Annotated in this window: 21 protein-coding genes and 1 riboswitch; of the genes, 4 read left to right on the top strand and 17 right to left on the bottom strand. The window is 72.0% G+C overall.

Features of this window, described 5'->3' with window-relative positions; translation table 11 throughout:
* Positions 1–49: 49 nt before the first annotated feature.
* Complete coding sequence (locus tag E1281_RS40295; RefSeq protein WP_165958970.1) at positions 50–202, bottom strand: hypothetical protein; 153 nt, start codon at positions 200–202, stop codon at positions 50–52.
* Between the two features lie 128 nt (positions 203–330).
* Between E1281_RS40295 and E1281_RS17090 the strand changes: the two genes are divergently transcribed.
* A complete protein-coding gene (locus E1281_RS17090; RefSeq protein ID WP_207943316.1) occupies positions 331–813 on the top strand; it encodes an alpha/beta fold hydrolase in 483 nt (160 codons plus the stop codon).
* Between the two features lie 206 nt (positions 814–1,019).
* Here E1281_RS17090 and E1281_RS17085 read toward each other — a convergent pair whose 3' ends face one another.
* Together E1281_RS17085 and E1281_RS17080 are read right to left on the bottom strand one after the other, a co-directional pair.
* Entirely contained in the window at positions 1,020–1,367 is a 348-nt protein-coding gene (locus E1281_RS17085; RefSeq protein ID WP_131879317.1) for a hypothetical protein, read from the bottom strand.
* 111 nt (positions 1,368–1,478) lie between these two features.
* Complete coding sequence (locus E1281_RS17080; protein WP_131879315.1) at positions 1,479–1,925, bottom strand: hypothetical protein; 447 nt, start codon at positions 1,923–1,925, stop codon at positions 1,479–1,481.
* Positions 1,926–2,009: 84 nt separating this feature from the next.
* On the opposite strand from E1281_RS17080, the gene E1281_RS17075 reads away from it, so the two are divergent.
* Positions 2,010–2,744, top strand: a complete 735-nt coding sequence (locus E1281_RS17075) for an ATP-binding cassette domain-containing protein (RefSeq protein WP_131879313.1) — start codon at positions 2,010–2,012, stop codon at positions 2,742–2,744.
* Between the two features lie 21 nt (positions 2,745–2,765).
* On the opposite strand, the gene E1281_RS17070 is transcribed toward E1281_RS17075, so the two are convergent.
* The 7 genes from E1281_RS17070 to E1281_RS17040 form a co-directional block, all read right to left on the bottom strand.
* Positions 2,766–5,156 carry an excinuclease ABC subunit UvrA gene (locus tag E1281_RS17070; RefSeq protein WP_131879311.1) on the bottom strand — a complete coding sequence of 797 codons (2,391 nt, stop codon included), beginning with the start codon at positions 5,154–5,156 and terminating at the stop codon, positions 2,766–2,768.
* Positions 5,157–5,253: 97 nt separating this feature from the next.
* A complete protein-coding gene (locus tag E1281_RS17065; RefSeq protein WP_131879309.1) occupies positions 5,254–5,667 on the bottom strand; it encodes a VOC family protein in 414 nt (137 codons plus the stop codon).
* 5 nt (positions 5,668–5,672) lie between these two features.
* The gene (locus tag E1281_RS17060) at positions 5,673–6,131 is read right to left on the bottom strand and encodes a helix-turn-helix transcriptional regulator (protein WP_131879307.1); all 459 of its coding nucleotides are present in this window, start codon (positions 6,129–6,131) and stop codon (positions 5,673–5,675) included.
* A 65-nt stretch (positions 6,132–6,196) separates the two neighbouring features.
* Positions 6,197–7,192, bottom strand: coding sequence for a suppressor of fused domain protein (locus E1281_RS17055; protein ID WP_131879305.1), 996 nt, complete (start codon positions 7,190–7,192; stop codon positions 6,197–6,199).
* Positions 7,193–7,312: 120 nt separating this feature from the next.
* Positions 7,313–10,939, bottom strand: a complete 3,627-nt coding sequence (gene metH / locus E1281_RS17050) for a methionine synthase (RefSeq protein ID WP_243717041.1) — start codon at positions 10,937–10,939, stop codon at positions 7,313–7,315.
* Between the two features lie 10 nt (positions 10,940–10,949).
* Positions 10,950–11,028, bottom strand: a riboswitch (S-adenosyl-L-homocysteine riboswitch).
* Between the two features lie 36 nt (positions 11,029–11,064).
* Positions 11,065–11,454 (bottom strand): DUF6221 family protein, encoded by a 390-nt coding sequence (locus E1281_RS17045; RefSeq protein WP_131879303.1) that lies wholly within the window; start codon positions 11,452–11,454, stop codon positions 11,065–11,067.
* Positions 11,455–11,513: 59 nt separating this feature from the next.
* Positions 11,514–12,767 (bottom strand): lipase family protein, encoded by a 1,254-nt coding sequence (locus E1281_RS17040; RefSeq protein WP_131879302.1) that lies wholly within the window; start codon positions 12,765–12,767, stop codon positions 11,514–11,516.
* Positions 12,768–13,108: 341 nt separating this feature from the next.
* Between E1281_RS17040 and E1281_RS17035 the strand changes: the two genes are divergently transcribed.
* Entirely contained in the window at positions 13,109–14,515 is a 1,407-nt protein-coding gene (locus tag E1281_RS17035) for a class I SAM-dependent DNA methyltransferase (protein ID WP_131879300.1), read from the top strand.
* Complete coding sequence (locus tag E1281_RS17030; RefSeq protein WP_131879298.1) at positions 14,508–15,542, top strand: restriction endonuclease subunit S; 1,035 nt, start codon at positions 14,508–14,510, stop codon at positions 15,540–15,542. Before E1281_RS17035 ends, E1281_RS17030 begins: the two co-directional genes overlap by 8 nt.
* A gap of 72 nt (positions 15,543–15,614) precedes the next feature.
* Here the strand turns inward: E1281_RS17030 and E1281_RS17025 are convergent, their stop codons facing one another.
* From E1281_RS17025 to E1281_RS16995, 7 genes are all read right to left on the bottom strand, one after another.
* Positions 15,615–15,917 (bottom strand): hypothetical protein, encoded by a 303-nt coding sequence (locus tag E1281_RS17025; RefSeq protein ID WP_131879296.1) that lies wholly within the window; start codon positions 15,915–15,917, stop codon positions 15,615–15,617.
* A gap of 54 nt (positions 15,918–15,971) precedes the next feature.
* Positions 15,972–16,754 (bottom strand): methyltransferase domain-containing protein, encoded by a 783-nt coding sequence (locus E1281_RS17020; protein WP_131879294.1) that lies wholly within the window; start codon positions 16,752–16,754, stop codon positions 15,972–15,974.
* Between the two features lie 85 nt (positions 16,755–16,839).
* Entirely contained in the window at positions 16,840–20,196 is a 3,357-nt protein-coding gene (locus E1281_RS17015) for an ATP-dependent DNA helicase (RefSeq protein WP_131879292.1), read from the bottom strand.
* Between the two features lie 47 nt (positions 20,197–20,243).
* The gene (locus tag E1281_RS17010; protein ID WP_131879319.1) at positions 20,244–23,444 is read right to left on the bottom strand and encodes an ATP-dependent DNA helicase; all 3,201 of its coding nucleotides are present in this window, start codon (positions 23,442–23,444) and stop codon (positions 20,244–20,246) included.
* 111 nt (positions 23,445–23,555) lie between these two features.
* Positions 23,556–23,864, bottom strand: coding sequence for an MGMT family protein (locus E1281_RS17005; protein ID WP_131879290.1), 309 nt, complete (start codon positions 23,862–23,864; stop codon positions 23,556–23,558).
* Positions 23,865–24,011: 147 nt separating this feature from the next.
* The gene (locus tag E1281_RS17000; protein ID WP_131879288.1) at positions 24,012–25,622 is read right to left on the bottom strand and encodes a S8 family serine peptidase; all 1,611 of its coding nucleotides are present in this window, start codon (positions 25,620–25,622) and stop codon (positions 24,012–24,014) included.
* A gap of 10 nt (positions 25,623–25,632) precedes the next feature.
* A partial coding sequence (locus E1281_RS16995; protein WP_207943314.1) for a hypothetical protein occupies positions 25,633–26,471 on the bottom strand: 839 nt, incomplete at its 5' end.

The following is a 26,471-nucleotide window of genomic DNA, read 5'->3' as shown; positions in this document are numbered from 1 at the left end:
CCCTCACAGTGCTCACCGGGCAGGGTGTCGAGTGCGGCGGACACGCTGGTCAGGACGGCTTCGGCATACGGTCCGTCGGAGTGGCGAGGGCGCTGAGGACCGCCGGTTCGGGCAGTCGGCGGGCCTGATCGGCGTCGGTGACGGGGGGCGGCATCCCGGGGTGGACGGTCAGCGGCTTGAGCACCCAGTCGGGGTGGCCCATGTCGATGGACGACGTGAGGTGCTGGGGCGGCCGGTGTGCTTGTCAGGGGTCCTTGTTGTGCTCGGGGTGGAGTGGGTGGCTGGCAAAGTCGCACCCATGATCAGTAAGTTCATTCGTCTCCGGAGCAGCTGAGACGGTGTGCCCCACCGGTCGCTCGGCGGCCGGGTAGCGAGTCCGCCGGCTTCGACCTGCCGGGGCACGGCCTCGACGCGCAGTACCCGGTCGCCTACCAGGCCCCGCAGGACCTCGACGCCTGGGCGGACGAGCCGTCGACGCTGGCCGGGGTCACCCTGCAGGACGACATCGACGCGGTCACCGGCATCGTCCGCCGCCTGACCGAGCACGGGCCGGTGGTGCTGGTGGGCGCCAGCCTCGGCGGGGCCACCATCACCGGGGTGGGCAACCAGATCCCCGAACTGGTGAACCGGCTCGTCTACATCTCCGCCTGGGCGTGCGTCCAACGGGCGAACCCGATCGAGTACATGCAGGAGCCCGAGTTCGCCGACAACCTGATGGGGCCGCTGGCCGCCTTCAACGTCGGCGACCCGGCCCGGCCCGGGGTGGGACGGGCCAACTACCGCACCGCCGAATCGCCGACGCGGACGCCCTGACGCCCGGCAACCCGTTCGACGTCCACACCATGGACACCTCCCACGCGGGATTCCTGTTCAGGCCCGCACAGGTCGCCGCCATCCTCGACAAGCTGCCGGTTCAGGACGGCTAGTGCGGTGACCACGAACATCGACCGGGTCGCCATCTCGTTGACTTGCGGCGTGTTGTTGCTTTCGCCGCGCTCATAACAACAACACGCCGCAAGTCAACGCACCCGGTGAACCTTGGTGGGCACCGCACTAGGCGGACCACCGAACGAACTGCCCCGGCCGGCGCAAGGCCGGGGCAGTTCACCCGAACGCTCGTGGGGTCGGCGGCTGAGGATCTGTTTCACCCACGTGGAGGCCGGGGGCAAGGTCTCGGGTGGGGCGCTGTGCGCGGCCTCCACCGCGCACAGCAGGAAGGCCGCCTCGCGGGGGCGGTCTCGGGACGCGAGCAGTTCGGCGAAGATCCGCATGGCGGTCCACAGCCGAGCCCAGGTACCGGCGCGGCGCTCCCGGGCCAGCAGCGGGACGACGTGTTCGAGCGCCTCGTCGTGGCGGTCGGCCCGCACGAGGGCCGCAGGCCGCGCGACCCGGGCCGCCTGGCCGATGTCGCATGTCTTGTGTCACGGCCCCTGCGATGGCCGGAGACAAGACGCCCACGGAACGGTGACCGCGGGTTCTCAGCGGAGCTGCTCGTAGGCGATGTAGGCGGCGGCGCCATAGACCAGGTGGGGCACGATGTCGGAGACCCAGCTCGCGACGGACCATTCACGCGGGTCCGTGATGCCCATCGCGACCATCGGGACGTTCGACCCGAGGGTGGCGAGCGCGCTGAGGGCGAGGACGCCGACCGGCCAGGAGGCCCGGCGGCGGGTCAGCGCGGCGTAGCAGACCGCCGCGCCCAGCCCCGTGCCGTAGCCGAGCAGGGTCCCCAGGGCCTCCTTGCGGTTCTCCGCCTTCTCCTCCTCGCCGAGGTCGACGTGCAGGCCCTCGGCCATCTTCTCGACGGTGTCCTGCGGCGTGCTGCTGCCGCCGCGCGCCCGTATGGCCATGTCGAGGTACGTGGTCGCGTTGAGCGCGCTGGTGCCCGCGGCTCCGGCGATCATTCCGTTGATGAGAGTGCGCATGTCGCGTCCGCTACCCCGATTCGCGATGATCACGTCCCGTGGGGCCCTTTGCGCTGCGGATGTCCGCTACACGAGGGTGGTCGCATGGTGAATGCGGAACTGCGCGGACTGACCGTCCACATCGACACCGGCCGGTGGAGCGAAACGGCTCTGGACGGAATGGACCTGGTGGTGCCGGAGGGGCAGATCATCGCCCTTCTCGGCGAATCCGGGTGCGGCAAGTCCATGGCCGCCGCGGCGCTCACCGGGACGCTTCCGGAGTCGGCCGGCAGCACGGGCCAGGTCCTTATCGGCGGTGTTCCCGTGGACGACCCCCGGCGTCTCCGCGGCGGTACCGTCGGGTTCGTCCCGCAGGAGGGGGTCACGGCCTTCGACCCTTCGGACACCGTGGGTGCGCAGTTGCGCCGGCTGGAACGGCGGCACCGGCAATGGAGCCTCGACCGTGCGTGCGCCGCGGCCCACTATCCGGCGGAGCTGCTTGAGCTGTACCCCGGCCAGCACTCCGGCGGCCAGATCCAGCGGGCCGCGCTCGCCGCCGCGCTGCTGCCCTCGCCCGGCGTCCTCATCGCGGACGAACCCGCAGGCTCCCTCGACACCGAGACCGCGTACGGCGTGTGGACCACCCTGCGCAGGTACGCCGACGCCGGGGCCGCGGTCCTGGTGATCACGCATGACGTGCCGATGCTCACCGCGACGCGCGTCGCCGACCAGCTGGTGCTCATGCGGCACGGCAAGGTCGCCGCCGCGGGCGGCACCTCCGAGATGGCCGCCCTCGCCGACCCGTACGTGCGCGGCTTCTTCCAGCCGGACGGGTGGTGAAGCCCGGCTGGAAGAAGGCGGTCAGGTGGCGACGTAGTCGGCCAGGTGCTGGGCGGTGAGGGTGGAGCGGGCGGCCACCAGGTCGGCGGGGGTGCCTTCGAAGACGATCGTGCCGCCGTCGTGGCCGGCGCCGGGGCCTAGATCGATGATCCAGTCGGCGTGGGCCATGACGGCCTGGTGGTGTTCGATGACGATGACCGACTTGCCGGAGTCGACGAGGCGGTCGAGGAGGGCGAGGAGCTGCTCGACGTCGGCCAGGTGGAGGCCGGTGGTGGGCTCGTCGAGGATGTAGACGCCGCCCTTCTCGCCCATGCGGGTGGCGAGCTTGAGGCGCTGCCGCTCGCCGCCGGACAGGGTGGTGAGGGGCTGCCCGAGGCGGAGGTAGCCGAGGCCGACGTCGGAGAGGCGGCTGAGGATCGTGTGCGCGGCCGGGGTGCGGGCCTCGCCGGAGCCGAAGAACTCCTCGGCCTCGGCGACCGACATGGCGAGGACCTCGCTGATGTCACGGCCGCCCAGGTGGTGCTCGAGGACCGACGCCTGGAAACGCTTGCCCTCGCACTCGTCGCAGGTGGTGGCGACACCGGCCATCATCGCCAGGTCGGTGTAGATGACGCCGGCGCCGTTGCAGTTGGGGCAGGCTCCCTCGGAGTTGGCGCTGAACAGCGCGGGCTTGACGCCGTTGGCCTTCGCGAACGCCTTGCGGATCGGGTCGAGCAGCTTGGTGTAGGTCGCGGGGTTGCTGCGGCGCGATCCGCGGATCGAGCTCTGGTCGATCGACACCACGCCGTCGCGGCCCGCCACCGAGCCGTTGATCAGGGAGCTCTTGCCCGACCCGGCCACGCCGGTCAGGACGGTCAGGACGCCGAGGGGGATGTCGACGTCCACGTTCTGGAGGTTGTGGGTGTCGGCGCCGCGTACTTCGAGGGCGCCCTTCGGCTTGCGCACGGCCGGCTTCAGGGAGGCGCGGTCGTCCAGGTGCCGCCCGGTGAGGGTGCCGCTGGGGCGCAGGTCCTCGACGGTGCCCTCGAAGCAGATGGTTCCGCCCGCCGTGCCGGCGCCGGGGCCGATGTCGACGACGTGGTCGGCGATCGCGATGGCCTCCGGCTTGTGCTCCACGACGAGGACCGTGTTGCCCTTGTCCCGCAGCCGCAGCAGCAGGTCGTTCATGCGCTGGATGTCGTGCGGGTGCAGGCCGATGGTCGGCTCGTCGAAGACGTAGGTGACGTCGGTCAGCGACGATCCGAGGTGCCGGATCATCTTGGTGCGCTGCGCCTCACCGCCGGAGAGCGTGCCGGACGGGCGTTCGAGGCTGAGGTAGCCGAGCCCGATGTCGACGAAGGAGTCGAGGGTCTCCCCCAGCGCGCCCAGGAGGGGGGCCACCGACGGCTCGTCCAGGCCGCGCACCCACTCGGCGAGGTCGTTGATCTGCATCGCGCAGGCGTCGGCGATGCTGATCCCCTTGATCTTCGACGAGCGGGCCGCCTCGCTGAGCCGGGTGCCGCCGCACTCGGGGCAGTCGGTGAAGGTGATCGCCCGGTCGACGAACGCCCGGATGTGCGGCTGCATCGACTCGCGGTCCTTGGACAGGAACGACTTCTGGATCCGCGGGATCAGGCCCTCGTAGGTGATGTTGACGCCGTCGACCTTGATCTTGGTCGCTTCCCGGTGGAGAAGGTCGCCGAGCTCCTGCTCGGTGAACTTGTCGATCGGCTTGTCCGGGTCGAAGTAGCCGGAGGCCATGAAGATGCGCCCGTACCAGCCGTCCATGCTGTAGCCGGGGATGGTGAGCGCGCCCTCGGCGAGCGACTTGGTGCCGTCGTAGAGCGCGGTCAGGTCGAAGTCGGTGACCTTGCCCCGGCCCTCGCAGCGCGGGCACATGCCGCCGACGATCTGGAACTCGCGGCGCTCCTTCACCTTCTTCCCGCCGCGCTCCATGGTGACCGCGCCCGCCCCGCTGATCGAGGCGACGTTGAAGGAGAACGCCTTGGCCGGGCCGATGTGCGGCTCGCCCAGCCGGCTGAACAGGATCCGCAGCATCGCGTTGGTGTCGGTGGCGGTGCCGACCGTGGAGCGGGCGTCACCGCCCATCGGCTCCTGGTCGACGATGATCGCGGTGGTCAGCCCGTCGAGGACGTCGACGTCGGGCCGCGCGAGCGTCGGCATGAAGCCCTGGACGAAGGCGCTGTAGGTCTCGTTGATCATCCGCTGCGACTCGGCGGCGATCGTGCCGAACACCAGCGAACTCTTGCCCGAGCCGGAGATGCCGGTGAACACCGTGAGGCGGCGCTTCGGGATCTCGACGCTGACGTCCTTGAGGTTGTTCACGCGGGCGCCGTGCACGCGGATCATGTCGTGGCTGTCGGCGACGTGCCGCGCGGACGCCTGCGTGTCCGTCCTCGTGGCCATGCTCATCGTGTCTCCATCTGTTGGGCGGGGGCGGCCCGCACGGCGAATGCCGGTGCGCGCGAAGAACCGGCCGCCCCGATTGTGTCGCGGAGCGCCGTCGGGCTCAGCGCACTTCCTGCATGCGGATCATGTTCCCGGCGGGATCGCGGAAGGCGCAGTCCCGGACGCCGTAGGGCTGGTCGGTCGGCTCCTGGACGACCTCGGCACCGGCCGCCTCCAGCCGCTCGAAGGCGCCGTCGAGGTCGTCGCTGGCCAGGTTGATGCCGGCGTAGGTGCCCTTGGCCATCATCTCGGTGATCGCCCGCTGCTCGTCGTCGGTCTTGCCGCAGCCGGGAGGAGCCGGCGGCTCCAGGACGATGGACGTGCCGGGCTGCCCCACGGGGCCGACCGTGATCCAGCGCATGCCGTCGTACCCGACGTCGTTGCGGACCTCGAAGCCGAGGACGTCGCGGTAGAAGGCCAGGGACGCCTCCGCGTCGGTGTGCGGAAGGAAGGCAGAGTGAATGGTGATGTCCATGGCGGTCAGGTTAGTTGCGGCTCGGAGGCGGGCACTTCTCGATTCCTGATCGGTCTGGTGACCCGTTTCGCCACGCACGGCGCCATCCCGACCGTCGCCTCCGCAGCCTGCCGCCGGTAGGTGCTGGGCGGCACGCCGACCAGCTCGGTGAAGCGGGTGCTGAAGGTGCCGAGCGACGAGCAGCCGACCGTGAAGCAGACCTCGGTGACGGTGAGGTCGCCGCGGCGCAGCAGCGCCATGGCGCGCTCGATCCGCCGCGTCATCAGGTAGCTGTACGGCGACTCGCCGTAGCTGCTCCGGAACAGGCGGCTGAGGTGCCCGGCCGACATGTGCACGCCGCGGGCGAGTGCCTCGACGTCCAGCGGCCGGGCGTAATCGCGGTCGATCCTGTCGCGGACGCGCCGCAGCAGCGCGAGGTCGCGCAGACGCTGTTCGGAGTCGGCTCTGCTGGTCACATACGCCATGCTACGTCGCAGCGGGCGCCGCCGGGCACCTCAGAGTTCACAGCACGCGTTCACACCACGGGCCGTCAGGCGACGACGTTGACGGTGAGGGCGCCCGCCCGGTAGGTGCCCGGCTGGGGGCGGATTCCGTCGGCGATGGCGTGGCTCACGGCGTCCGGAAGCGTGACCTCAAGCGCCTCGCCGGTGTGGTTGTGGGTGACCTCCTGGCCGGGCAGCAGGACGATGGGTGTGCCGGGGCCGCGCAGGATCAGCGGGTTCCCGTGCGGGACGCGGGCGGGCAGGACGCCGGCGAACTGGGGCACGTGCCTCGCGCCGATCTCCAGGGTGACGCCGCCGTGGGACGTGTCGGCGCCGAGCTGCTGGAAGAACAGGAAGCCGGTGCCGGAGCCCTCCCGCCGGGACCCTTCGCGCACGGCCTCCGCGACGCCGGGGGTGCCGGCGAGGGACGTCCGGTCGAGGTCGGTCAGCAGGCCGGGCAGGTGCGGTGAGATCGTCGTCATGACGCCTTCGACGTTCCACGTCTGGGCGGCGTGGAGCTCGTCGGCGGTGATGCCGACGAACTGGAGGAACACGACCTCGCCGAGGGACGACCGCGCCCGGCCGAGCTCCGGGTCGAGGACGAAGGCGCCCGCGCTGATCGCGGAACCGGGACGCTCGGGGTCGATCGGGCTCGGGAACTCGATGTAGTGGCCGATCTCGAAGTCGTTGCCGCTCTTGGAGACGTAGGAGGCGAGCTTCTCCAGCTGGGCCAGCGCCCAGTTCGGCGCCGACGTCTCGCCCGGCCGGCGGGGGACGCGCAAGGTGAACTCGTAGCCGCGCTCCTCGAACGGCGCGGTGAGGGCGTAACCGATGAGGTGCCAGTGCGGCACCGGCTCGTCGCGCGGGTACACCGCGATGGTGTTGGTGACGAACTGCCCGACCGGCATCGGTCCCATCGGACGGTACGGCACGGGGGCGTTCCACTCCAGGCGCTCGGCGTCGCCGTACCGTTCCTTGAGCACTCCGTCGATCGCGTTCCAGCCGTCGATGTTCAGCACTGCTTTCCCCTCGTCGATGGGCATGTCCCCGTATCGACGCACATGGGGTGATCTTGGTTCGCCTTCCGGCCGGTGACTTCGGAAGCACGCCCGACGGCCGCGGCGCGGCCGTCAGGCGTGTCGCCGGTGACGAAGGGTCGCCGGTTACGAAGGGTCGTAGGACAGGTTCGGGGCGAGCCAGCGCTCGACCTCCGCCACGGGCAGGTCGCAGCGGCGGGCGTAGTCCTCGATCTGGTCCTTCCCGACGCGGCCGACCGTGAAGTAGCGGGACGACGGGTGGGCGAAGATCAGGCCGCTGACGCTGGCGGCCGGGGTCATCGCGTACGACTCGGTGAGCTTCATGCCGAGGCTCCCGGCGTCCAGCAGGTTGAACAGCGACTGCTTCAGGCTGTGGTCGGGGCTCGCCGGGTAGCCGAGCGCGGGGCGGATGCCGCGGAACCGCTCGGCGTGCAGGTCCTCCAGGACGGGGTCCGCGTCCGGCTCGAACCAGGCGCGGCGGGCCTCCAGGTGGATGTACTCGGCGAACGCCTCGGCGAGCCGGTCGGCGAGCGCCTTCACCATGATCGCCTTGTAGTCGTCCTGCTGCTCCTCGTACTTGGCGGCGAGGTCCTCGGCGCCCTGGATCGTCACGGCGAAGCCGCCCAAGTGGTCAGAGAAGGGGTGGTCGCCGGCCGGGGCGACGTAGTCGGCGAGGGACCGGTTCGGGCGCCCCGCCGGCTTGGACGTCTGCTGCCGCAGCATCGGGAAGCGGGCCTCGGGCAGGATGATGTCGTCGCCGTCGGAGTGCGCGGGCCAGAACCCGTAGGCGCCGTGGGCCTCGAAGGAGCCGTCGGCGATGATCTGGTCGAGCAGCTCGTTGCCCTCGTCGAACAGCTCGCGGGCGACCGGCTGGTCGAGGATCGCCGGGTACTTGCCCTTCAGCTCCCAGGCCAGGAAGAAGAACTGCCAGTCGATCATCTCGCGGAGCGCCGGGATGTCGGGCCGGACCCGGCGGACACCGGTGAACGCGGGGGTCGGCAGGTCGCCGAACTCCACGCGCTCGCGGTTCTCCCTCGCCTTGTCGAAGGTGAGCATCGGCCGGCGCTGCTTGCTCTCGTGCTGCTCGCGCAGCCTGGCCTGCTCCTCGCGGTTGGCGGCGTCCAGGACCCCGGCGCGGTCCTCGTCGAGGAGGTCGGAGACGACGCCGACGACGCGGGAGGCGTCCAGCACGTGCACGATCGTCGACTCGTACGCCGGCGCGATCTTCACGGCGGTGTGCTGCCGGGACGTGGTGGCGCCGCCGATCAGCAGCGGCAGCCGCATCCCGCGCCGCTCCATCTCGGCGGCGACGGAGACCATCTCGTCCAGCGACGGGGTGATCAGGCCGGACAGGCCGACGGCGTCGGCGTTCTCCTCGATCGCGGTGTCGAGGATCTTGGCGGCCGGGACCATCACGCCGAGGTCCACGACGTCGTAGTTGTTGCAGCCGAGGACGACGCCGACGATGTTCTTGCCGATGTCGTGGACGTCGCCCTTCACGGTCGCGAGGACGATCTTGCCTTGGCCGCGGTCCTGGAGGACGCGCCCGGTGCGCAGGGCCTCCGCCTTCTCCTCCTCCATGAACGGCTCCAGGTAGGCGACCGACCGCTTCATGGCGCGGGCGCTCTTGACCACCTGGGGGAGGAACATCTTGCCGGAGCCGAACAGGTCGCCGACGACCTTCATGCCGTCCATCAGCGGGCCCTCGATGACGTCGAGGGGACGTTCGGCCTTCTGGCGGGCCTCTTCGGTGTCCTCTTCGATGAAGTCGACGATGCCGTGGACGAGGGCGTGCGACAGCCGCTGCTCGACGGGCGCCTCCCGCCAGGACAGGTCGACCTCGCGCTTGGTGGCCTCGCCCTTGACGTTCTCGGCGAAGGAGACGAGCCGGTCGGTGGCGTCCGGACGCCGGTCGAACAGGACGTCCTCCACCATCTCGAGCAGGTCGGCGGGGATGTCCTCGTACACGGCGAGCTGCCCGGCGTTCACGATGCCCATGTCGAGCCCGGCGCGGATGGCGTGCAGCAGGAAGGCCGAGTGCATCGCCTCGCGGACGACCTCGTTGCCGCGGAACGAGAACGACAGGTTGGAGATGCCGCCGCTGATGCGGGCGCCGGGGCAGCGCTCCTTGATGAGCGGCAGGGCGTCGATGAACGCCTTGGCGTAGCCGTTGTGCTCGGAGATGCCGGTCGCGACCGCGAGGACGGCGGGGTCGAAGATGATGTCCTCGGCGGGGAAGTCGGCCTTCTGCGTGAGCAGGTCGTAGGCGCGGGCGCAGATCTCCACCTTGCGCTCGGTCGAGTCGGCCTGGCCCGTCTCGTCGAACGCCATGACGACGACGCCGGCGCCGAAGTCGCGGATGCGGCGGGCCTGCTCCAGGAACTGGTCCTCGCCCTCCTTGAGGCTGATGGAGTTGACGACGCCCTTGCCCTGGACGGTCTTCAGCCCCGCCTCCAGCACGCTCCAGCGCGAGCTGTCGACCATGATCGGGATGCGGGCCACCTCGGGCTCGGTCGCGATCAGGTTCAGGAACGTCGTCATCTCCCGCTCGCTGTCGAGCAGGTCGGCGTCCATGTTGACGTCGAGCAGGTTCGCGCCGCCGCGCACCTGCTCCAGCGCGACGTCCACCGCACCCTGGTGGTCGCCGGCCTCGATGAGCTTGCGGAACCGCTTGGAGCCGGTGACGTTGGTCCGCTCGCCGATCATGACGAACCCGGTGTCCGCACCGATCGCGAACGGTTCGAGGCCGCTGAAGCGGGGGGCCCTGCCCGGCGTGGCGCGCTCACGGGGCGCGGAGCCCCTGACGGCGGCGGCGATCCGGGCGATGTGCTCGGGGCCCGTCCCGCAGCAGCCGCCGACCGCGTTGACCAGGCCGGACGCGGCGAACTCGCCGACCTTGCCGCTGGTCTCCTCCGGCGTCTCGTCGTAGCCGCCGAACGCGTTCGGAAGGCCGGCGTTCGGATACGAGGCGGTGTAGGTGTCGGCGAGCCGCGCCAGCTCCTCCACGTGTGGGCGCATCTCGTCGGCGCCCAGCGAGCAGTTCAGGCCGACGAGCAGCGGCTCGGCGTGCTCGATGGAACGCCAGAACGCTTCGACCGTCTGCCCGGACAGCGTCCGGCCGCTCATGTCGACGATCGTCACCGAGATCCACAGCGGCAGGTCGGGGGCGACCTCGCGGGCGGCGGCGATCGCGGCCTTGCAGTTCAGCGTGTCGAAGATCGTCTCGATCAGCAGGAGGTCGACGCCGCCCTCGGCGAGGCCGCGGATCTGCTCGGCGTAGGACTCCTTGACCTTGTCGAACGTGACGGCGCGGTAGGACGGGTCCTCGACGCGCGGGGAGAGGGACAGCGTCACGTTGAGGGGGCCGACGGAGCCGGCGACGAACCGCCCGCCGAACTCGTCGGCGGCCTGGCGGGCCAGCCGGGCGCCCTCCACGTTCATCTCGTGGACGAGGCTCTCCAGGCCGTAGTCGGACTGGCCGATGCTGGTCGCGGTGAACGTGTTGGTCGTCGTGATGTCGGCGCCGGCGTCGAGGTACTGGCGGTGGACGTCCAGGATCACGTCGGGGCGGGTCAGGTTCAGCAGGTCCGGGTCGCCGGTGACGTCCTTCGGGTGGTCGTCGCCGATGCGGTCGCCGCGGTAGTCCGCCGGGGACAGGCTCGCGCCCTGGAGCATCGTCCCCCAGGCTCCGTCGAGGACGGCGATGCGGCTGTCCAGAAGCTCGCGAAGTTTGCTGTCGTTGATTTCGAGCACCTCCCGTCTGAGCTGGGAGGCGCCCTTGTTGCAACATCTCCGGGGCCGAGCGTGGCGGGCTCTCACCCGTTGCAGCGCCTCTCGGACCCACATCGAGGTTACATAACCGCGCGCCGGTCTGTCTGTCAGGGGCTCCATTCGTCTCGGTATGCGGGATGCGCGGCGTACGGGAGCGCGAGGCAGCGCAGGACGTTCTCGCGGGCGGCCTGGGCCGCTTCGAGCCGCGGGTCCGGACGGCCCTGCCCGAGGATCCAGGTCTGCTTCTCGTAGTCGTCGATGATCCGGCGCTTGGCCGCCACCTCGGCGAGCGTCCGGGCCGGGCCGTGGCGGGCGATGTGCTCGGCGTACGCCTCGTTCTCCGCCTTCGCGACGAACGCCTCGGCTCCGTCGCCGGGATCCCGGGGTTCGGTGTTGATCGTGCCTGAGGGAGCGGTCTTCCAGGGGACGCCCGAACAGGCGCGGGCGATCTGCTCGTCCCGCGCCAGCCGCGCTCGGAGGAACTCCACCAAGTCCATGGGGCCATCCTGCCCCGTCCATGGGACAGGATGGCCCGGCCGGCGCTGAACCCGCCGGCTCACGCCGCGCAGTTGCCCTCGGTGGGCTTGCCGGCGAAGCGGTCGGTGAGGAACGTCATCGCGTCGGGGAAGCTCCAGAGCATGCCGGTGGCGTGCTCGGCGAGCCCGTAGGTCTTCCACGTCACGTTCGCGCCCTTCGCGCACCACTCCTTGTGGAGCGTGTCGGCCTGCTCGAACGGGATGATCTGGTCGTGGACGGCCTGCGTCTGGAGCACCGGGACGGTCGGGGCGGTCCCGCCGAGCCGGTTGGCGTTCAGCGCCTCCCGCCACTGCGGCGTGGCCAGCGGGTCGCTGGTCGTGTAGTCGCTGATCTTCTTGAACGCGGTGTCGATCAGCGTGGTCACGCCGTCGACGCTGACCAGGCACACGTCCTCGGCCTTCTGCAGCAGCTCGCGGCCCCGGTCGTTGAGGTACGTCTCCAGGTCCAGTCCGGGGTAGGCGGCGTCGTAGCCGACCGCGGCCATGAACATCAGCGCGATGAACAGCGATCCGTCCAGGCCCACGGCGACGGCGAGGAGGTCGGCCGGGACTCCCCCGGCGAAGACGCCCTTGAGGTCGAGTTCCGCCGCGTAGGACGGCGCCATCTGCGCGGCCCAGCCCGCCGACGTCCCGCCCTGCGAGTAGCCCCAGATGCCGACGGGCGCGCCGCCGAGCCCGGCCTCGGGGAGCCGCTGCGCCGCCCGCGCCATGTTCAGGACGGCCATGCCCTGGGAGCGGCCGACCTCGTAGGTGTGCTGGCCGGGCGTGCCGAGGCCCTCCATGTCGGTCAGGGCGACGGCCCAGCCCCGGTTGAGCGCGTCGGAGACCATCAGCGCCTCGTAGTCCAGGCCCTGGGTGAGGGTGTAGGACGGGGCGCACGCGTCGCCGAGGCCGCGCGTGCCGACGGCGTAGGAGACGACGGGACGCTCGCCCTCGCCCGTCCACTCCTCCTCCGGGACGAGCACGGCGCCCGACACGGCGATCGGCGCGCCGTGCACGTTCTCCGACAGGTACAGGACCTGCCACATCTTCACGCCCTCGTAGGGCGACTTGCCGAACGGGTCGACCGTGAAGGCGGCCGGGCGCGACCTGATGACGTCGCCGGGCCGCCCCTCAGGGAGCGGCGAGGGCGGTTCGTAGAACGGATCCTCGGCGGGCGGCGCGGCGTCCCGGGGAGCCGCGGCGGCCGGGGCCTGGAGTGCGGTCGCCGCCAGGGCGGCCGCGATACAGAGCGCCAGCACGTTGCGCAGGACATGGCGGACTTTGATGGACATGGCCCGTAACCCTTCGTCATCCCCCTTGCCGTCGGAGTGACGGTCACTTGACCGTAACGTAATTAGACACTTACTCCAATGCGCGCGGCGACGAGCTTCGGACGCCCGATGTGTGCCGGTCTGACAAAGATCATCATCCGCCCGGGGGCAGCGCCTGCCGGGGGTGTCATCGGCGCAGTGCGCTGGGCCTTCTCACGAGTCCGGGAGGTCCGCCGTCTCAGCTCGCGACCGGGCGCGGCCACCGCCGGCCGGTCGGGCGGGCCGGCGCCCGCCGGGCGCGGTGAGGCCGCGTTCCGGCACCGGGCTCCGTAGGCTGCAGGTTCCGGCGAGGAGGGAGAGCGATGCGCGATCGGGAGGAGAGCGACCTCAAGGACGTTCTGTGGAAGGCCGCCGACAAGCTGCGCGGTTCCGTCGACGCGTCGCAGTACAAGGACTTCGTGCTCGGGCTGGTGTTCCTCAAGTACGTCTCGGACTCGGCCGGCGAGGGCGCCTTCCGAGTCCCGGACGGGGCGCGGTGGGCGGACATCGCCGCGTCGGCCGGCGCGGAGGACGTCGGTGCGCTGATCGACGCCGCCATGGGCGAGGTCATGCGGGCCGATCCCGCGCTCGCCGGGGTCCTCCCGCAGATCTTCGACGGGGCCGACCAGCGGCGGCTCGGCGAGCTGGTCGGGCTGATCGGCGACGCGCGGTTCGGTGAGGGAAGGCCCCCACGGGACGTGCTCGGCGAGGTCTACGAGTACTTCCTGGAGAGGTTCGCGCGGGCCGAAGGGAAGCGGGGCGGGGAGTTCTACACGCCCTCCAGCGTCGTGAAGGTGCTGGTCGAGATCCTCGAACCGTTCAAGGGCCGGGTGTACGACCCGTGCTGCGGGTCGGGCGGCATGTTCGTCCAGGCCGAGAAGTTCGTCCTGAGCCACCGGGGGCGGCGGGACGACATCTCGGTCTACGGGCAGGAGGCGAACGAGCGCACGTGGCGCCTGGGCAAGATGAACCTGGCCGTCCACGGGATCAACGGCGACCTCTCCTCCCGCTGGGCCGACACCTTCTACGAGGACGCGCACCCCGGCCTCCAGGCCGATTTCGTGCTGGCGAACCCGCCGTTCAACATGTCGGACTGGTACCGGGACACCGGCGACGCCCGCTGGCGCTTCGGGGTGCCGCCCGCCGGAAACGCCAATTTCGCGTGGATGCAGCACATCGTCGCCAAGCTCGGCCCCGGGGGCAGCGCGGGCGTGGTGATGGCGAACGGCTCGATGTCGTCCCTCCAGTCGGCCGAACGCGAGATCCGCGCCGCGCTGGTGGAGGCGGGCCTGGTGTCATGCGTCGTCGCTCTGCCCGGCCAGCTCTTCCGGACCACGCAGATCCCGGCCTGCCTGTGGTTCTTCGACAAGGACCCGCATGACGGGGTGCTGTTCGTCGACGCCCGCGGCATGGGCACGATGGTCGACCGCACAGAACGCGTCCTCACCGGCACCGACATCGCCGAGATCGCGGGCGCCTACCGTTCCTGGCGGCACGGCACCCACACCGACGTGCCCGGGTTCTGCTACTCGGCGACCTTGGCCGAGGTCAGATCCCACGACCACGTCCTGACTCCCGGACGCTATGTCGGCACCGCCGCCCCCGGCACGGAGGACGAGCCCGCCGCCGACCAGGTCGAGCGCCTCACCAAGGAACTCTTCACCCAGCTGGAGGAGTCCGCACGCCTGGACCAGGTCGTCCGCGCGGAACTGGGACGGCTGAATGAATGACGTGCACCTGGCCGACCTCGTCACCTTCTCCAACGGCAGGTCGCACCCGGCCGAGGGCCCCGGCTACCGCGCCTACGGCGCCAACGGGGTGATCGGCACCTCCGCCGGTCACAACGCCGCGCCCGGCAGCACCATCATCGGGCGCGTCGGATCCTATTGCGGGGTCGTCCACTACAGCGACGACCGATGCTGGGTCACGGACAACGCCATCATCGCCACCCCGAAGAAGGGCGTGAATCCCCGCTACGTCTACTACCTGCTCAAAAGGCTCGACCTGAACAGGTACCGCATCGGCTCGGGCCAGCCCCTCCTCACCCACGGCCTGCTGAACCGCCTCACCACCCGGCGGATGACCCGGTCGGAGCAGGACTCGGCGGCCTCCGCCCTCGGAGCGCTCGACGACAAGATCGCCGCAAACGCCCGCATCGCCGGCCTGGCCGACGAGCTGATCCGAGCCCGCTACCGGGAGCTGTCCGCCGCGGCCTCGGCCTCCGCCCGGCTCGCCGACCTGGGCTCCCTGGTCCGCTCGAACGTCCCGGCCGAGCACATCGCGCGGGACGAGAACTACATCGCGTTGGAGCACATGCCGAAACGCCACATGTGGCTCTCGGCCTGGACCGACGCATCCGCCGTCACCAGCGCGAAACGGCGCTTCCAGCCGGGCGACGTGCTCTTCGGCAGACTCCGCCCCTATTTCCACAAGGTCGGCCTGGCCTTCGTGGACGGCATCGCCTCGACGGACATCCTCGTCGTCCGCCCGAAAGCTCCCGCCTACCGGGGCTGGCTCCTGGCCGCACTGTCGAGCGACGACGTGGTGGCCCACGCCTCGGCCCTGGGCGACGGGACCAGGATGCCCCGCGCGAAGTGGCCCGACATCGCCGCCCACAAGATCCCCTGGGACGCGACCCAGGCGGACCATTTCAACGACGTCGTCGCCTCCCTGGCCGGAAGGGTCAAGGCCGCCACCACGGAGTCGAGGACACTCGCGGCCGTCCGCGACGCCCTGCTCCCCACCCTGATCCCGTAGGCGTTCGCCGATCCCCGGAACGAGTGAGGGCCGCGCCCGGGGCCGAGGCCGCACGGTCCCGGGCGGGCCCGGTCACGCGACGCGTTCCTTGGCGGCCATGCAGATCCGGGCGAGGTCGTTGAGGGCGTCGGCGCGGCGCTCGTCCAGGGACCGGCGGTCCCCCGGGCCCGCCTCGGCGAGGGTGTCGATGACCAGGGAGAACACGGGCCACTCGGCGGGGCCGATGGCGCCCTGGAAGTCGACGCCGTCCGCGAGGTCGTCGAGGTCGAGGTTGCGGGCGAAGGTGGCGAGGGCGGCCTCGGCCGCGACGACGCCGATGCGCATCGCCAGCGCGGCCGGCTCGCGGTCGGGGGAGCGCACGGTGCTAGAACCCATGTTCGACAACCTAGAACATGCGTCCGACATCCGTCGAACACTTGGTCGAAAACGTTACCCGACGATCGCCTGCTGGAAGAGGTAGGTGTGCGTGAAGTGCAGGTCGCCGCCGACCTCGCTCGGCCGCATCCCGGTCACCGGGCCGGTGCCCGCCAGCTCGGCCTCCAGCTCCCGCCTGATCCGCTCCGCGACGTCGCCGGGGGTCTGGGAGAACTCCAGCCACGGGGCGAGGGGACGGACGTACTCGAAGCGTTCGGCGCGCTTCACCTCCGCGCCCGCGGCCGTGACGATCTCCGCGATCCGCGACTCGGTGAGGGCGGTGCCGTGCGAGGGGTCGCGGAGGCGTTCGATGCGGTCGGGGTCGCCCTCCAGGCCGTCCGGGCGGATCAGGTCGGCGATGATCAGCGCGGCCCCGGGGCGGCCGACGCGGACCATCTCGTTCACGACGGCCTCGGGCGCGGCGACCTGGTGCAGGGAGAAGCGCGTGGCGACGAGCGTGAACGACCGGTCGAGGTAGGGCAGGGCGGTGGCGTCGCCGTGCGCGAAGGTCATGTTCATGAGGCCGGAGTGGTCGGCTTCGCGCTTGCCCTGGGCGAGCATCGCCGGCGTGAGGTCGAGGGCCGTCACGTGGCGGACGCGCTGGGCGATCGCGCGGGACACGAGCGCCGTACCGGCGGCGACCTCAAGGACGATGTCCTCCCGGTCTATCTCCGGGTCCATGAACTGGACCAGCCGGTCCAGATGAAGGGTGAACGCGGCGTTCCGCGCAGGATCGGCGAAACCGGCCGCCTGCTTGGAGAACTCCCGTACGACCTTCTCGTCATGAGTCACCGTCACGTCCGCCTCCCTCGGATGGTAGCCCGGATCATCCCCGAAACCTCGTTCGGTGAACAGGGGGTGGACGAGACTCGCCACCCGGCAATCAGGCGGCGGGGACGCCTTCCAGCAGCGCGGCGAGGCCGGCGTCGTCCAGCAGGTCGGCAGGGCGGACCGTGACGTTCGCGCTGACGTAGTGGAACGCCGCGCTGACCGCCGCGACGTCCACCCCCGCCAGTTCGGCCCACGCCAGCCGGTAGGCGGCCAGCTGCACCGACACGAAGCGGGCCTCGTCCCCGGACGGCGGCGATCCGGTCTTCCAGTCGACGACCTCGTACACGCCGTCCCGGGAGCGGAACACGGCGTCCATGCGGCCCCGGATCAGCCGGTCGCCGATGATGGTCTCGAACGGCACCTCGATGTCGAGCGGCTCCCGCGACGCCCACTCCGACTCCTCGAAGCGTGCGCGCAACCGCGCGACGTGGGCGTCGTCGGCCGCGCCCTCGTCGGCGGCGCCGGGCAGCTCGTCGGGGTCGAGGAGGCGCTGCTGCCCCCAGCGGCTCTCCAGCCAGGCGTGGAACGCGGTGCCGCGCCGCGCGTACGGGGCGGGCGGGCGCGGCATCGGGCGCCGGATCTGCCGGGCCAGCGCCGCCGGGTCCCGGGCGAGGGACACCAGCGACGAGACCGACAGGTGCGCGGGAAGCTCCACGAGCAGGCCGTCGCCGCCGCGCCCCCGGTCCCGTTCGGCGAGCAGCAGCTCGACGTCGCGCGCCCACGCGGACATGCGGGCGCGGTCGCCGTCGGACAGCCCTGCGTCGCCCGCCCAGTGCCGCGTCCGCCCGGCCATCTCGTCCTCGACCATGCGGGCGGCCTCGACGACCGCCTCGTACCGTTCGCGGGCCGAGATGTCGGAGCGGCCCCGGTCGCCGGGGGCCACGGGCCAGTGCGCCTCGTCGGGGTCGGCGAGCAGCGGATTGGCGGTGCCCTCCTCCGGAGGATCGGCCCACACGGCGACGGAACCGGCCCCGGCGAGGCAGACGGCGCGCACCTCCTCCAGGAACGGCGACGGGCCGAGCGGCCGGCCCGACGACCCCCACCAATAGCCGGTGGTGATGAGCAGGCTGGACGCGCGGGTGACCGCGACGTAGGCGAGCCGCCTCTCCTCGCGCAGGTCGCGTTCGGAGCAGGCCCGGTCGAAGTCGGCGAGGTCGTCCTTCTCCAGGCCGTTCAGCGGGGGCAGGTCGGCGCGGTCGCCGCGCAGCATGAACGGCAGGACGCGGGGGTTCGCGGTCCAGCGGGTGGCGTTCTGCGGCGGCGACGGGAAGATCGAGCCCTTGGCCGGGCCGCCGTTCTTCTGCGGGACGAACGACAGGCCCGGGACGACCACCACCGGCCATTCGAGGCCCTTGGACGCGTGGACGGTGAGGAGCTTGACGCTGTTCGTCTCTCCGACCCGTCCGGCCTCCAGCCCGAACTCCTCCGTCTCGGCCGCCTTGAGGTAGGCGAGGAACGCGCCGAGCGTCGGGTCCTCGGCGTCGCCAGCGAACGTGGCGGCGGCGTCGATGAACGCGTCGAGGTCGGCGCGGGCGGTGACGGGGTCGAGCCCGGACCGTGCGGCGACCTCGATGTCGAGCCCCAGTGCGCGCTCGACCTCGTTGACGAGGTCGGGCAGCGGGAGGCCGACCTGGCCGCGCAGCGTGCGCAGCTCGTCGCGGAGCCGCCGCAGGCGGCCGTAGCCCTCGGGCGAGTACGCCTCCGGTGAGCCGAGGTCGTCGAGCGCGTCGACCAGGCTGCCGGTCTCCTGGTTCAGCTCGCTGACGAGCTGGTGCAGCGGGTCCTGCGCCTGCTGCTCCTGCGCCTCCTGCTCCGGCGGCGGCTCCGGGGCTTCCGGGGGCGTGACGTCGCGGGCCGCCTCCTGGGCGAGGGTGCGGGCGCGGCGGCCGAGGGCGACGAGATCGCGGGGACCCAGGCGCCAGCGCGGGCCGGTGAGCAGCCGGGCCAGGGACGCGCCGGACGTCGGGTCGTGCATGGCGCGCAGCGTGGCGACGACGTCCTGCACCTCGGGCACGGTGAGCAGCCCCCCGAGCCCGACGACCTCGACCGGGATGCCGCGGGCCTCCAGGGCCCGCCTGATGAGCGGGAACTGCGACCGCTTCCGTGCGAGGACGGCGACGTCGGAGTACTGGAGCGGCTCCCCGGGCGGGCCGCCGTCGGGCGCCGTCTCGGGATCGGCGGCCATGAGCCGGGCGACGCGCTCGGCGATGCGGTCGGCCTCGTCCTCGACGGTGGAGAACAGCGCGCATTCGACGCGGCCGCGGTTCTCGCGCCCGGCGCCCGGGACGAGCCGCGGCACGGCCTTCGTCTCCGCGCGCAGCTCCTCCTGGACCCGGGCGGCGGCCTCCAGGATCTGCTCACCGTTGCGGAACGAGCGGCTCAGCTGGACGACGGGCGCCGGAACCGGGCGGCCGCCCTCGACTCCCGGCCGCAGGGGGAAGTCGTGGGCGAACCGCAGCAGGTTCCCGGCGCTGGCGCCTCGCCATCCGTAGATCGACTGGCAGGGGTCGCCGACGGCCGTCACCGGATGCCCGGCCGCGAACAGCGACGTGAGCAGGACGAGCTGGGCCTGGCTCGTGTCCTGGTACTCGTCCAGCAGCACGACGGAGAACCGCGACCGCTCGATCATCCCGACCTCGGGATGCTTGTAGGCGATCCGCGCGGCGAGGGCCATCTGGTCGCCGTGGTCGACGACCTCCCGGTCGGCCTTCGCCCTCCGGTACGCCTCCACCAGCGGCATCATCTGCTCGCGGACGGCGTGCTTGGCGAGGACGTCGCGCTGCGCCTTGAGCGGCTTCTTCACCACGGCGAGGCGCTCGTCCAGCCATGTCCCGACCCTGCGGACGTCCTCGGGCGTCCGCAGGTGCTCCGAGAGGTCTCCGGCCAGTTCCATGACGGCCTTGGTGACGGTGTCGGGCTGCCACTCGATGCGGTCCATGGGGCCGTTGTAGGCGTCCACGACGCGGGAGCAGATCTGCCAGGCGACGGCCGGTGAGATCAGCCGCATCGTGGGTTCGAGGGCCTCGCGCAGCGCGTGGTCGCCGAACAGCCGCGCGGCGTAGGAGTGGTACGTCGACACCATCGGCTCGCCGTCGAAAAGGGCCTCGCCGCCGAGCCGCTCCAACTCGTCGCCCGGCAGGACCTCGCGCAGCTTGTCGAGCCTCTTGCGCACGCGAACGCCGAGCTCGGCGGCCGCCTTGCGGGTGAAGGTCAGGCCGAGGACGCGTTCCGGCCGGACGAAGCCGTTCGCGACCAGCCACACCACGCGTGCGGCCATCGTCTCGCTCTTGCCCGACCCGGCGCCCGCGATCACCGCCATCGGCGCCATCGGGGCCTCGATCACCCGGGCCTGCTCCTCGGTCGGCTCGGGGATCTCCAGCAGCCGGGCAAGCTCTCCCGGCGTGATCACCCCACTCCCCCCGAGCTAGTCCGTCATCCGCCCCCCGGGCCGGCCGGTCAGTCGCCGACCTGGCCGCCCTCGTCGTGCACGGGGCAGCAAGAGCGTACGGGACAGGTGCGACACTTGTCGTTCGCCCGCGCCTGGAAGACGTCCCCGGCCATCCCGGTCGCGACGATCTCGATCAGCTTCTTCGGCCACTCCGGATCCTCGTCGTCCGCGGGCGGCGGCTGCTCCTGCTCGCGTGCCTTGGCGGTGAACGCGGCCTTGCCGACCTGGACGAGCTTGGCGCCGCCGGGCTCGATCAGCCCGTGCCGCTCGAACGCGCCGAGCATCACCGCGTACTGGTAGACGCCGAGCTGAGGGTGGCGGGCCAGGTCGTCCTTGGGGACGGCGGTGGAGGACGTCTTGATGTCGATGATGACCGCGCGGCCCTGCTCGTCGCGTTCCGCGCGGTCGATGCGGCCCTTGATCACGACGCGGCCGAGGTCGACCTTGAAGGACTCCTCCAGCGCGACGACCTCGTTGGGGTTGTCGCGGTGCCAGCCGAGGAACTTGTCGACCATCCGGCCGGCCTGCTCGCGCTGCTTCTCCGAGTACCAGGAGCTGCGGAACTCCAGGTCGCTCCAGATCTCGTCCAGCCGCTCGGCGACGTGGACCTCGCCGACGCCGTCGTCGGCCCCGGCCATCTCGGCGACGGCGTGGACGACCTTGCCCATCGTGCTGTACTCGTTGGGCCCGCCCTCCTGCGCGCCGACCGCGGAGGCGAGCAGCCAGCGCAGCCCGCACGTGGTGAACGCCTCGACCTGGGACGGCGAGATCGTGATGGTCTCGTCCTCGTCGAACGCGGGCCCGGCGTCGGACAGCGCGGTGATGGCGTACCAGTTCTCCGGCTTCGCGCCGCGCACGCCCGCGCGCGCGAGGCGCGCCAGGTGGCCGGCGGCGGCGCGCCTCAGCGGTTCCGGGCGGGAGGGGTCCGCGGCGGCGGAACGGAGGTCGGCGACCAGCGCGGACAGGGAGAGCCACCGCGTCTTCTCGTCCAGCTGCGATTGCTCGATCGCGCCTGGGAGGAGTTCGTTGAGGAAGCGGGACGGCCGCTCCTCGGTGTCGTCGCCGCCGACGGCCGTGACGACGAGCCGGTTGCGGGCCCGCGTGACCGCCACGTAGAAGAGGCGGCGTTCCTCGTCCAGCATCTTCGCCGCCATGGAGGCACCGGCCGCGGCGTCCCCGTCCGCCTCGGATCCGGCCGCGTGTTCGACCATCTCCTCGACGCCCAGCAGCGACCCGCGCAACCGGACGTCCGGCCAGACGCCCTCCTGGACGCCCGCGACCACGACCACGTCCCACTCCAGTCCCTTGGAGCGGTGCGCGGTGAGGATCCGGACCGCCTCCCCTTCCGGGGCCTGCTCCGCGAGCGTGTCACCGGCGATCTCCTGTGAGGCGATGTTGTCGACGAACAGCTCCGGCCCGGCCTGGGGCAGCCGGTCGACGAACCGTGCGGCGTGGTCGAAAAGCGCCACCACCGCGTCGAGGTCGCGGTCGGCGGCCGCGCCGCGCGTCCCGCCCTTGACGCTCTGCTCCAGCAGGACGTCCGCCTGGCCGCTCTCCTGCCAGACGGCCCACAGAACGTCCTCGGCGGTGCCGCCGTCGTGGACGCTGCGCCGCGCCACATCGATGAGGTGCGCGATCCGTTCGGCCGGTGCGCGGACCTTCTCGTGGACGAGGACGAGTTCGCGCGGGTCGTTCACCGCCGCGACCAGCAGCTCGCCGAGCGGACGCTGACCGCCCGACAACTCCTCCAGGTCTCGCAGGGCCCGTTTCAACCGTCGCATGGCGAGCGCGTCGGCGCCGCCTAGTGGGCCCGTCAGCAGGTCTTCTGCGACGACCTCGTCCAGATACCCCTTCTTCAGCGCGGCCCGGAGCAGGATCAGGAAGGGGCGGACGGCGGGCTCACCGATCAGGGGGACCTCGTCGCCCGCGACGACGACCGGCACGCCCGCCTGGGCGAGCGCACGCCGCAGCACCGGCACCTGCCGCACGGCGCTCCGCACGAGGACCGCCATCCGCGACCACGGAACGCCGTCGAGCAGATGGGCGCGGCGCAGTTCGTCGGCCACGAGCGCGGACTCCTGGCTCTCCGAGTCGGCGATCACAGCACGCACTTCATCGGGGGGTCCAGGGGGGGCGCCCCCCCTGGAAGACACAGCACGCACCTCCCCCTCGTCCAGCTCCTCCACGGGACGCAGCGCGCGGTGTTCGGCCGCCCCGGCGGTGCCCGCGGGAAGGCGGCGCGCGATCCGGCGTGACGCGGTGAGGATCTCCGGGCCCATCCGGCGGCAGGTCCGCAACGCCACGACCGGCGCGGGGTCTCCGTCGAGGGTGAGGAAGCGGTTGGGGAACTCCTGGATGCCGCGTACGTCGGCGCCACGGAACCCGTAGATGGACTGGTCGGGGTCACCGACGACGACGAGGTCGCGGCCGTCCCCGGCGAGGTAGTGCAGGAGCGCTTCCTGCGCGGGGTCGGTGTCCTGGTACTCGTCCACGAACACGACGTCGTAGGAGTCCTGCTCGCGGATCCGCACTTCCTCCTCCGCGAGCATGCCGGCGCCCATGTGGATGAGCTCGCCGTAGTCGTAGGTGGGGACGGGGTCCAGCGCGAACCGGTCGACGTACCGGTCCATGAACGCGCCGATGGCGGGCCAGTCGTCGCGGCCGCGCATGCGTCCGAGCGCGACGAGGTCTTCGGCGACGTACTGCCGCTCGACCGCCCGCAGGGTGAAGTCACGCAGTTCCTCGGCGAACCCGCGGGTCGCCAGAGCGGCCCTCAACCGTTCCGGCCAGTCGCGCGCACCGTCCGCCAGCTCGCCCTCCAGAAGGCGTCGCACTTCCAGAAGCTGTTCCGGCCCGGACAGGAGCCGTGGCGGAGGTTCTTCGTTCAACACGGCATCGCGCCGGAGCAGCGCGTAGGCGTAGCTGTGGAAGGTGAAGGCCAGCGGTGTCCGCGTCGTCCGGTGCAGGCGCCCCGTGATCCGCTCCCGCAGCTCCCCCGCCGCCTTACGGCTGAACGTCAGGACGAGCACGCGCTCCGGGTCGACGCCCCTGTTCTCGATGCGGTCGACGACCGCCTCGACGATCGTCGTCGTCTTCCCGGTGCCCGGACCCGCCAGCACCAGCAGCGGCCCGCCGGCATGCTCGACCACCCGCCGCTGCTGCTCGTCGAGCACGGGCGGGACGGCCCGCGCGGGGCCCGCGCGGCGCACGAGACGGTAGGAAGCAGGCGGCACAACAGTTCATTGGAACAGATCACCGTGACTGTTCTTGCCACAACGCACGCATGTCGCCGAAGTGGCGGGCTCCTCCGTTCGCCGCCCTCAGGACGGGCCCGGCCAGCGGGCCCGGGACATGTCGACGCGGCCGCCGCCGGGACGCAGCGGCGTTCCCTCGGCGCGGTAGTGCTCGTGGGCGCGTCCCTCATGGCACTTCGGCGGGCTGCCGTCCGCACGGATGACCCGCCACCACGGGACGCCGCCGCCGTACAGGGACATCACCCGTCCGACCTGGCGGGGACCGCCCCGTCCGACCAGCTCGGCGACATCGCCGTAGGACAGGACGTGTCCCGGCGGGATCAGCTCCACCGCGTCCAGGACGGCTTCGGCGTACTCGTCAGGATCTGCGTGCACCCCGCCAATTCTGGCCCCTGCCGCTCAGCGGAACACCACAGACCGTCAGGAAGGCGGACCGGTCAGGAAGGCGGACCGGTCAGGAAGGCGGACCGGTCAGGAAGGCGGACCGGTCAGGAAGGCGGACCGGTCAGGAAGGCGGACCGGTCAGGAAGGAGGGGGCGGGCCCTCCGTCGGTTCGGGCGGTCTGGGCTGCGGCGGCCTCGGCGGGCCGAACTCCGGACGCCCCTGCGGCTGCCCCAGTGGCGCACCGAACTCCGGGCGGGTCTGCGGCTGCCCCGGAGGCGGGCCGAACTCCGGACGCCCCTGCGGCTGCCCCAGTGGCGCACCGAACTCCGGGCGGGTCTGCGGCTGCCCCGGAGGCGGGCCGAACTCCGGGCGGGTCTGCGGCTGCCCCGGAGGCGGGCCGTACTGCGGCCGGCCCTGGGGCTGCGGCACTCCTGGGGGCGGACCGTAGTACTGCTGCGGGCGGCCCTGGGGCTCCGGCCGCCCCAGTGGCGGTCCGGGGGGAGGGCCGCCCGCCGTGGCGGGGTGGCGGCGCCGGAACGTCGCCGAGATCGCCCCCGCGGTGATCGTCCCGCCGATCCCGGCCGCCACGAGCACGATGATCAGCGGCGTGACCCACGCCGGACGCTCGATGACCTCCACCGGGCCGGGGTCCTCCTCGCCGAACCGCTGCCCGGCGGCCTTGTCCTCGGCCCCGCCCGCCCCGGCGGAGGCCAGTGCCCCGGCCGCCGAGAGCGCGCGGGACGCGTGCACCATGCCGAACCCGACCTCGGCGTTGTACTCGCCCGAGGGGCCGTGCTTCGTGCTGTCGATCAGCGCCTGGGAGACGAGGGCGGGCGACATGTCGGGGTACTTGGCGCGGACCAGCGCGGCGATCCCGGAGACGACCGCGCTGGAGTCGCTGGTCCCGCTGCTCACGAAGTAGTCGTCGCCGGGACCGGCGACCGGCAGGCCCGCCCCCGGCGCCGACACCAGCACCGAGAAGTTGCGGTTGGAGAACGGCGCGCGGGAGTTGTCGCCCTCCGTCGCGGCGACCGCGATCACGCCCGGGTAGGACGCCGGGTAGGAGTACGGCGCGAAGCCGTCGCCGTCGAGGGAGCCCGGGTCGTCGCCGTCGTTGCCGACCGCGGAGACGACCACGACGCCCTTGCCGATCGCGTAGCCGATGGCCGCGCGCTCCTCGGGGACCTCCTCGGACTTGCCGAGCGAGAGGTTGATGACGTCGACGCCCTGGTCGGCGGCGTGCCGGATGCCGCGTGCCACCGCGCCGTCGGCCTCCTCCGACAGCCGGTAGCGGAGGTAGCCCGGGTCCTCCGGCTCGCTGATCGCCCGGATGGACAGGATGCGGGCCTCCGGCGCCATCCCGATGATCCCGTCGCCGCCGCCGGGGCCGTGGCCGTGGCCGGCGATCAGCGACGCCATCCCGGTGCCGTGCCGCTGCGTCGGGCTCGATCCGCCGTCGACGTCTTCGAGCATGTTGGGGCCGACGGTGACCGACCCGGTCAGGTCGGCCTGGTCCGCGTCCACGCCGGAGTCGACGACGGCGACGGTGACGCCCTTGCCCCTGGTGACCTTCCAGGCGGCGTCCATGCCGAGGGCGTTGAGGATCGGCCGCTGCCGGTCGCGGACCTCGTCGGCGTGCGCGGGGACGGGCACGAGCCACGTCCCGGCCAGCGCCGCCGCGAAGACGGCGGCCACGGCGCGCGTCCTGGCCGTCCTGCCGTGGCGCCCGCCCGGTCCTCTGGTCAGCATCGCCCTCCTGTCAGCACTGCCACTCCGGGCTGGAGCAGTCGGGCAGGGCCTTGGCGGACATCGACCGCGCGACCGCGTGGCCGAGTTGCGGCGCCGGGGCGAACGGCTCGCCCGGCCGCTCCTTCTTGATCGCCGCCGCCGGGCGGCCGTCGGTCTGGCCCGAGGTGGTCAGCACTACGTACGGGCCGCCCCGGTCGATGGTTCGGTGCTGGCGGGCCTCGTCGGTGAACCGGGCCGACGCCGTCCCGGGGAACGGAGCCGCGCGCAGCGCGGGGCGCACCGAGCCGCTGCCGTCCGGGCCCTTGGATCCGGGCAGTTCCTTGTACGCCCGGTCGGCCTTGAACGCGTCGGGGAAGGCCGCCACGCCGACCGTGACGACGACGCCCTGGAGCTGGTCGACGTAGGTGGCGCGCAGCACGGCCCTGCAACCGTGCCTGAGGAGGGTCTTGGCGACCTCGGGATCCACGGCCTGGGCGCACCCCTTGTCGGGGACGATGCCCGTCCGGGACGCGTACTCGCTGTGCCCCGTCCCGGGGGCGTACGGGATCCGGTCGGGGAAGATGCGCTGCGCGGGCCACGCGCGCCACCGCTGGGCGACCTCCCTGTTCGCCGCACGCTGCAGCTCGGCGGTGGTGGGCTCGCGGTTGAGCGTCGTCCAGGCGCCGGTGAAGGAGATCCCGGTGATGGCCAGGTAGCAGCATCCGACGACGAGCGCGACGAGCGCCCACTGCCGCCCGCGCAGGCCGAGCACCGTCACGGGCGGGGGCGGAGGGGGTCCCTGCGGACCGGCGTACGGTCCCGCGGGCGGGCCGCCCTGAGGGCCGCCCGTCATACCGGGCGGCTGCGGAG

Source organism: Actinomadura sp. KC345, from assembly GCF_004348515.1.
Lineage (GTDB): Bacteria > Actinomycetota > Actinomycetes > Streptosporangiales > Streptosporangiaceae > Spirillospora.
The sequence above is the reverse complement of the archived record's forward strand: the minus strand, read 5'-3'. Positions and strand labels throughout refer to the sequence as shown.

Coding starts and splice junctions, on each gene's coding strand:
- E1281_RS17030 (WP_131879298.1), top strand. CDS start 14,508: ATGAATGACGTGCACCTGGCCGACCTCGTCACCTTCTCCAACGGCAGG.
- E1281_RS17025 (WP_131879296.1), bottom strand. CDS start 15,917: ATGGGTTCTAGCACCGTGCGCTCCCCCGACCGCGAGCCGGCCGCGCTG.
- E1281_RS17040 (WP_131879302.1), bottom strand. CDS start 12,767: ATGTCCATCAAAGTCCGCCATGTCCTGCGCAACGTGCTGGCGCTCTGT.
- E1281_RS17045 (WP_131879303.1), bottom strand. CDS start 11,454: ATGGACTTGGTGGAGTTCCTCCGAGCGCGGCTGGCGCGGGACGAGCAG.
- E1281_RS17080 (WP_131879315.1), bottom strand. CDS start 1,925: ATGCGCACTCTCATCAACGGAATGATCGCCGGAGCCGCGGGCACCAGC.
- E1281_RS17000 (WP_131879288.1), bottom strand. CDS start 25,622: ATGCTGACCAGAGGACCGGGCGGGCGCCACGGCAGGACGGCCAGGACG.
- E1281_RS17075 (WP_131879313.1), top strand. CDS start 2,010: ATGGTGAATGCGGAACTGCGCGGACTGACCGTCCACATCGACACCGGC.
- E1281_RS17055 (WP_131879305.1), bottom strand. CDS start 7,192: ATGCCCATCGACGAGGGGAAAGCAGTGCTGAACATCGACGGCTGGAAC.
- E1281_RS40295 (WP_165958970.1), bottom strand. CDS start 202: ATGGGCCACCCCGACTGGGTGCTCAAGCCGCTGACCGTCCACCCCGGG.
- E1281_RS17065 (WP_131879309.1), bottom strand. CDS start 5,667: ATGGACATCACCATTCACTCTGCCTTCCTTCCGCACACCGACGCGGAG.
- E1281_RS17070 (WP_131879311.1), bottom strand. CDS start 5,156: ATGAGCATGGCCACGAGGACGGACACGCAGGCGTCCGCGCGGCACGTC.
- E1281_RS17060 (WP_131879307.1), bottom strand. CDS start 6,131: ATGGCGTATGTGACCAGCAGAGCCGACTCCGAACAGCGTCTGCGCGAC.
- E1281_RS17035 (WP_131879300.1), top strand. CDS start 13,109: ATGCGCGATCGGGAGGAGAGCGACCTCAAGGACGTTCTGTGGAAGGCC.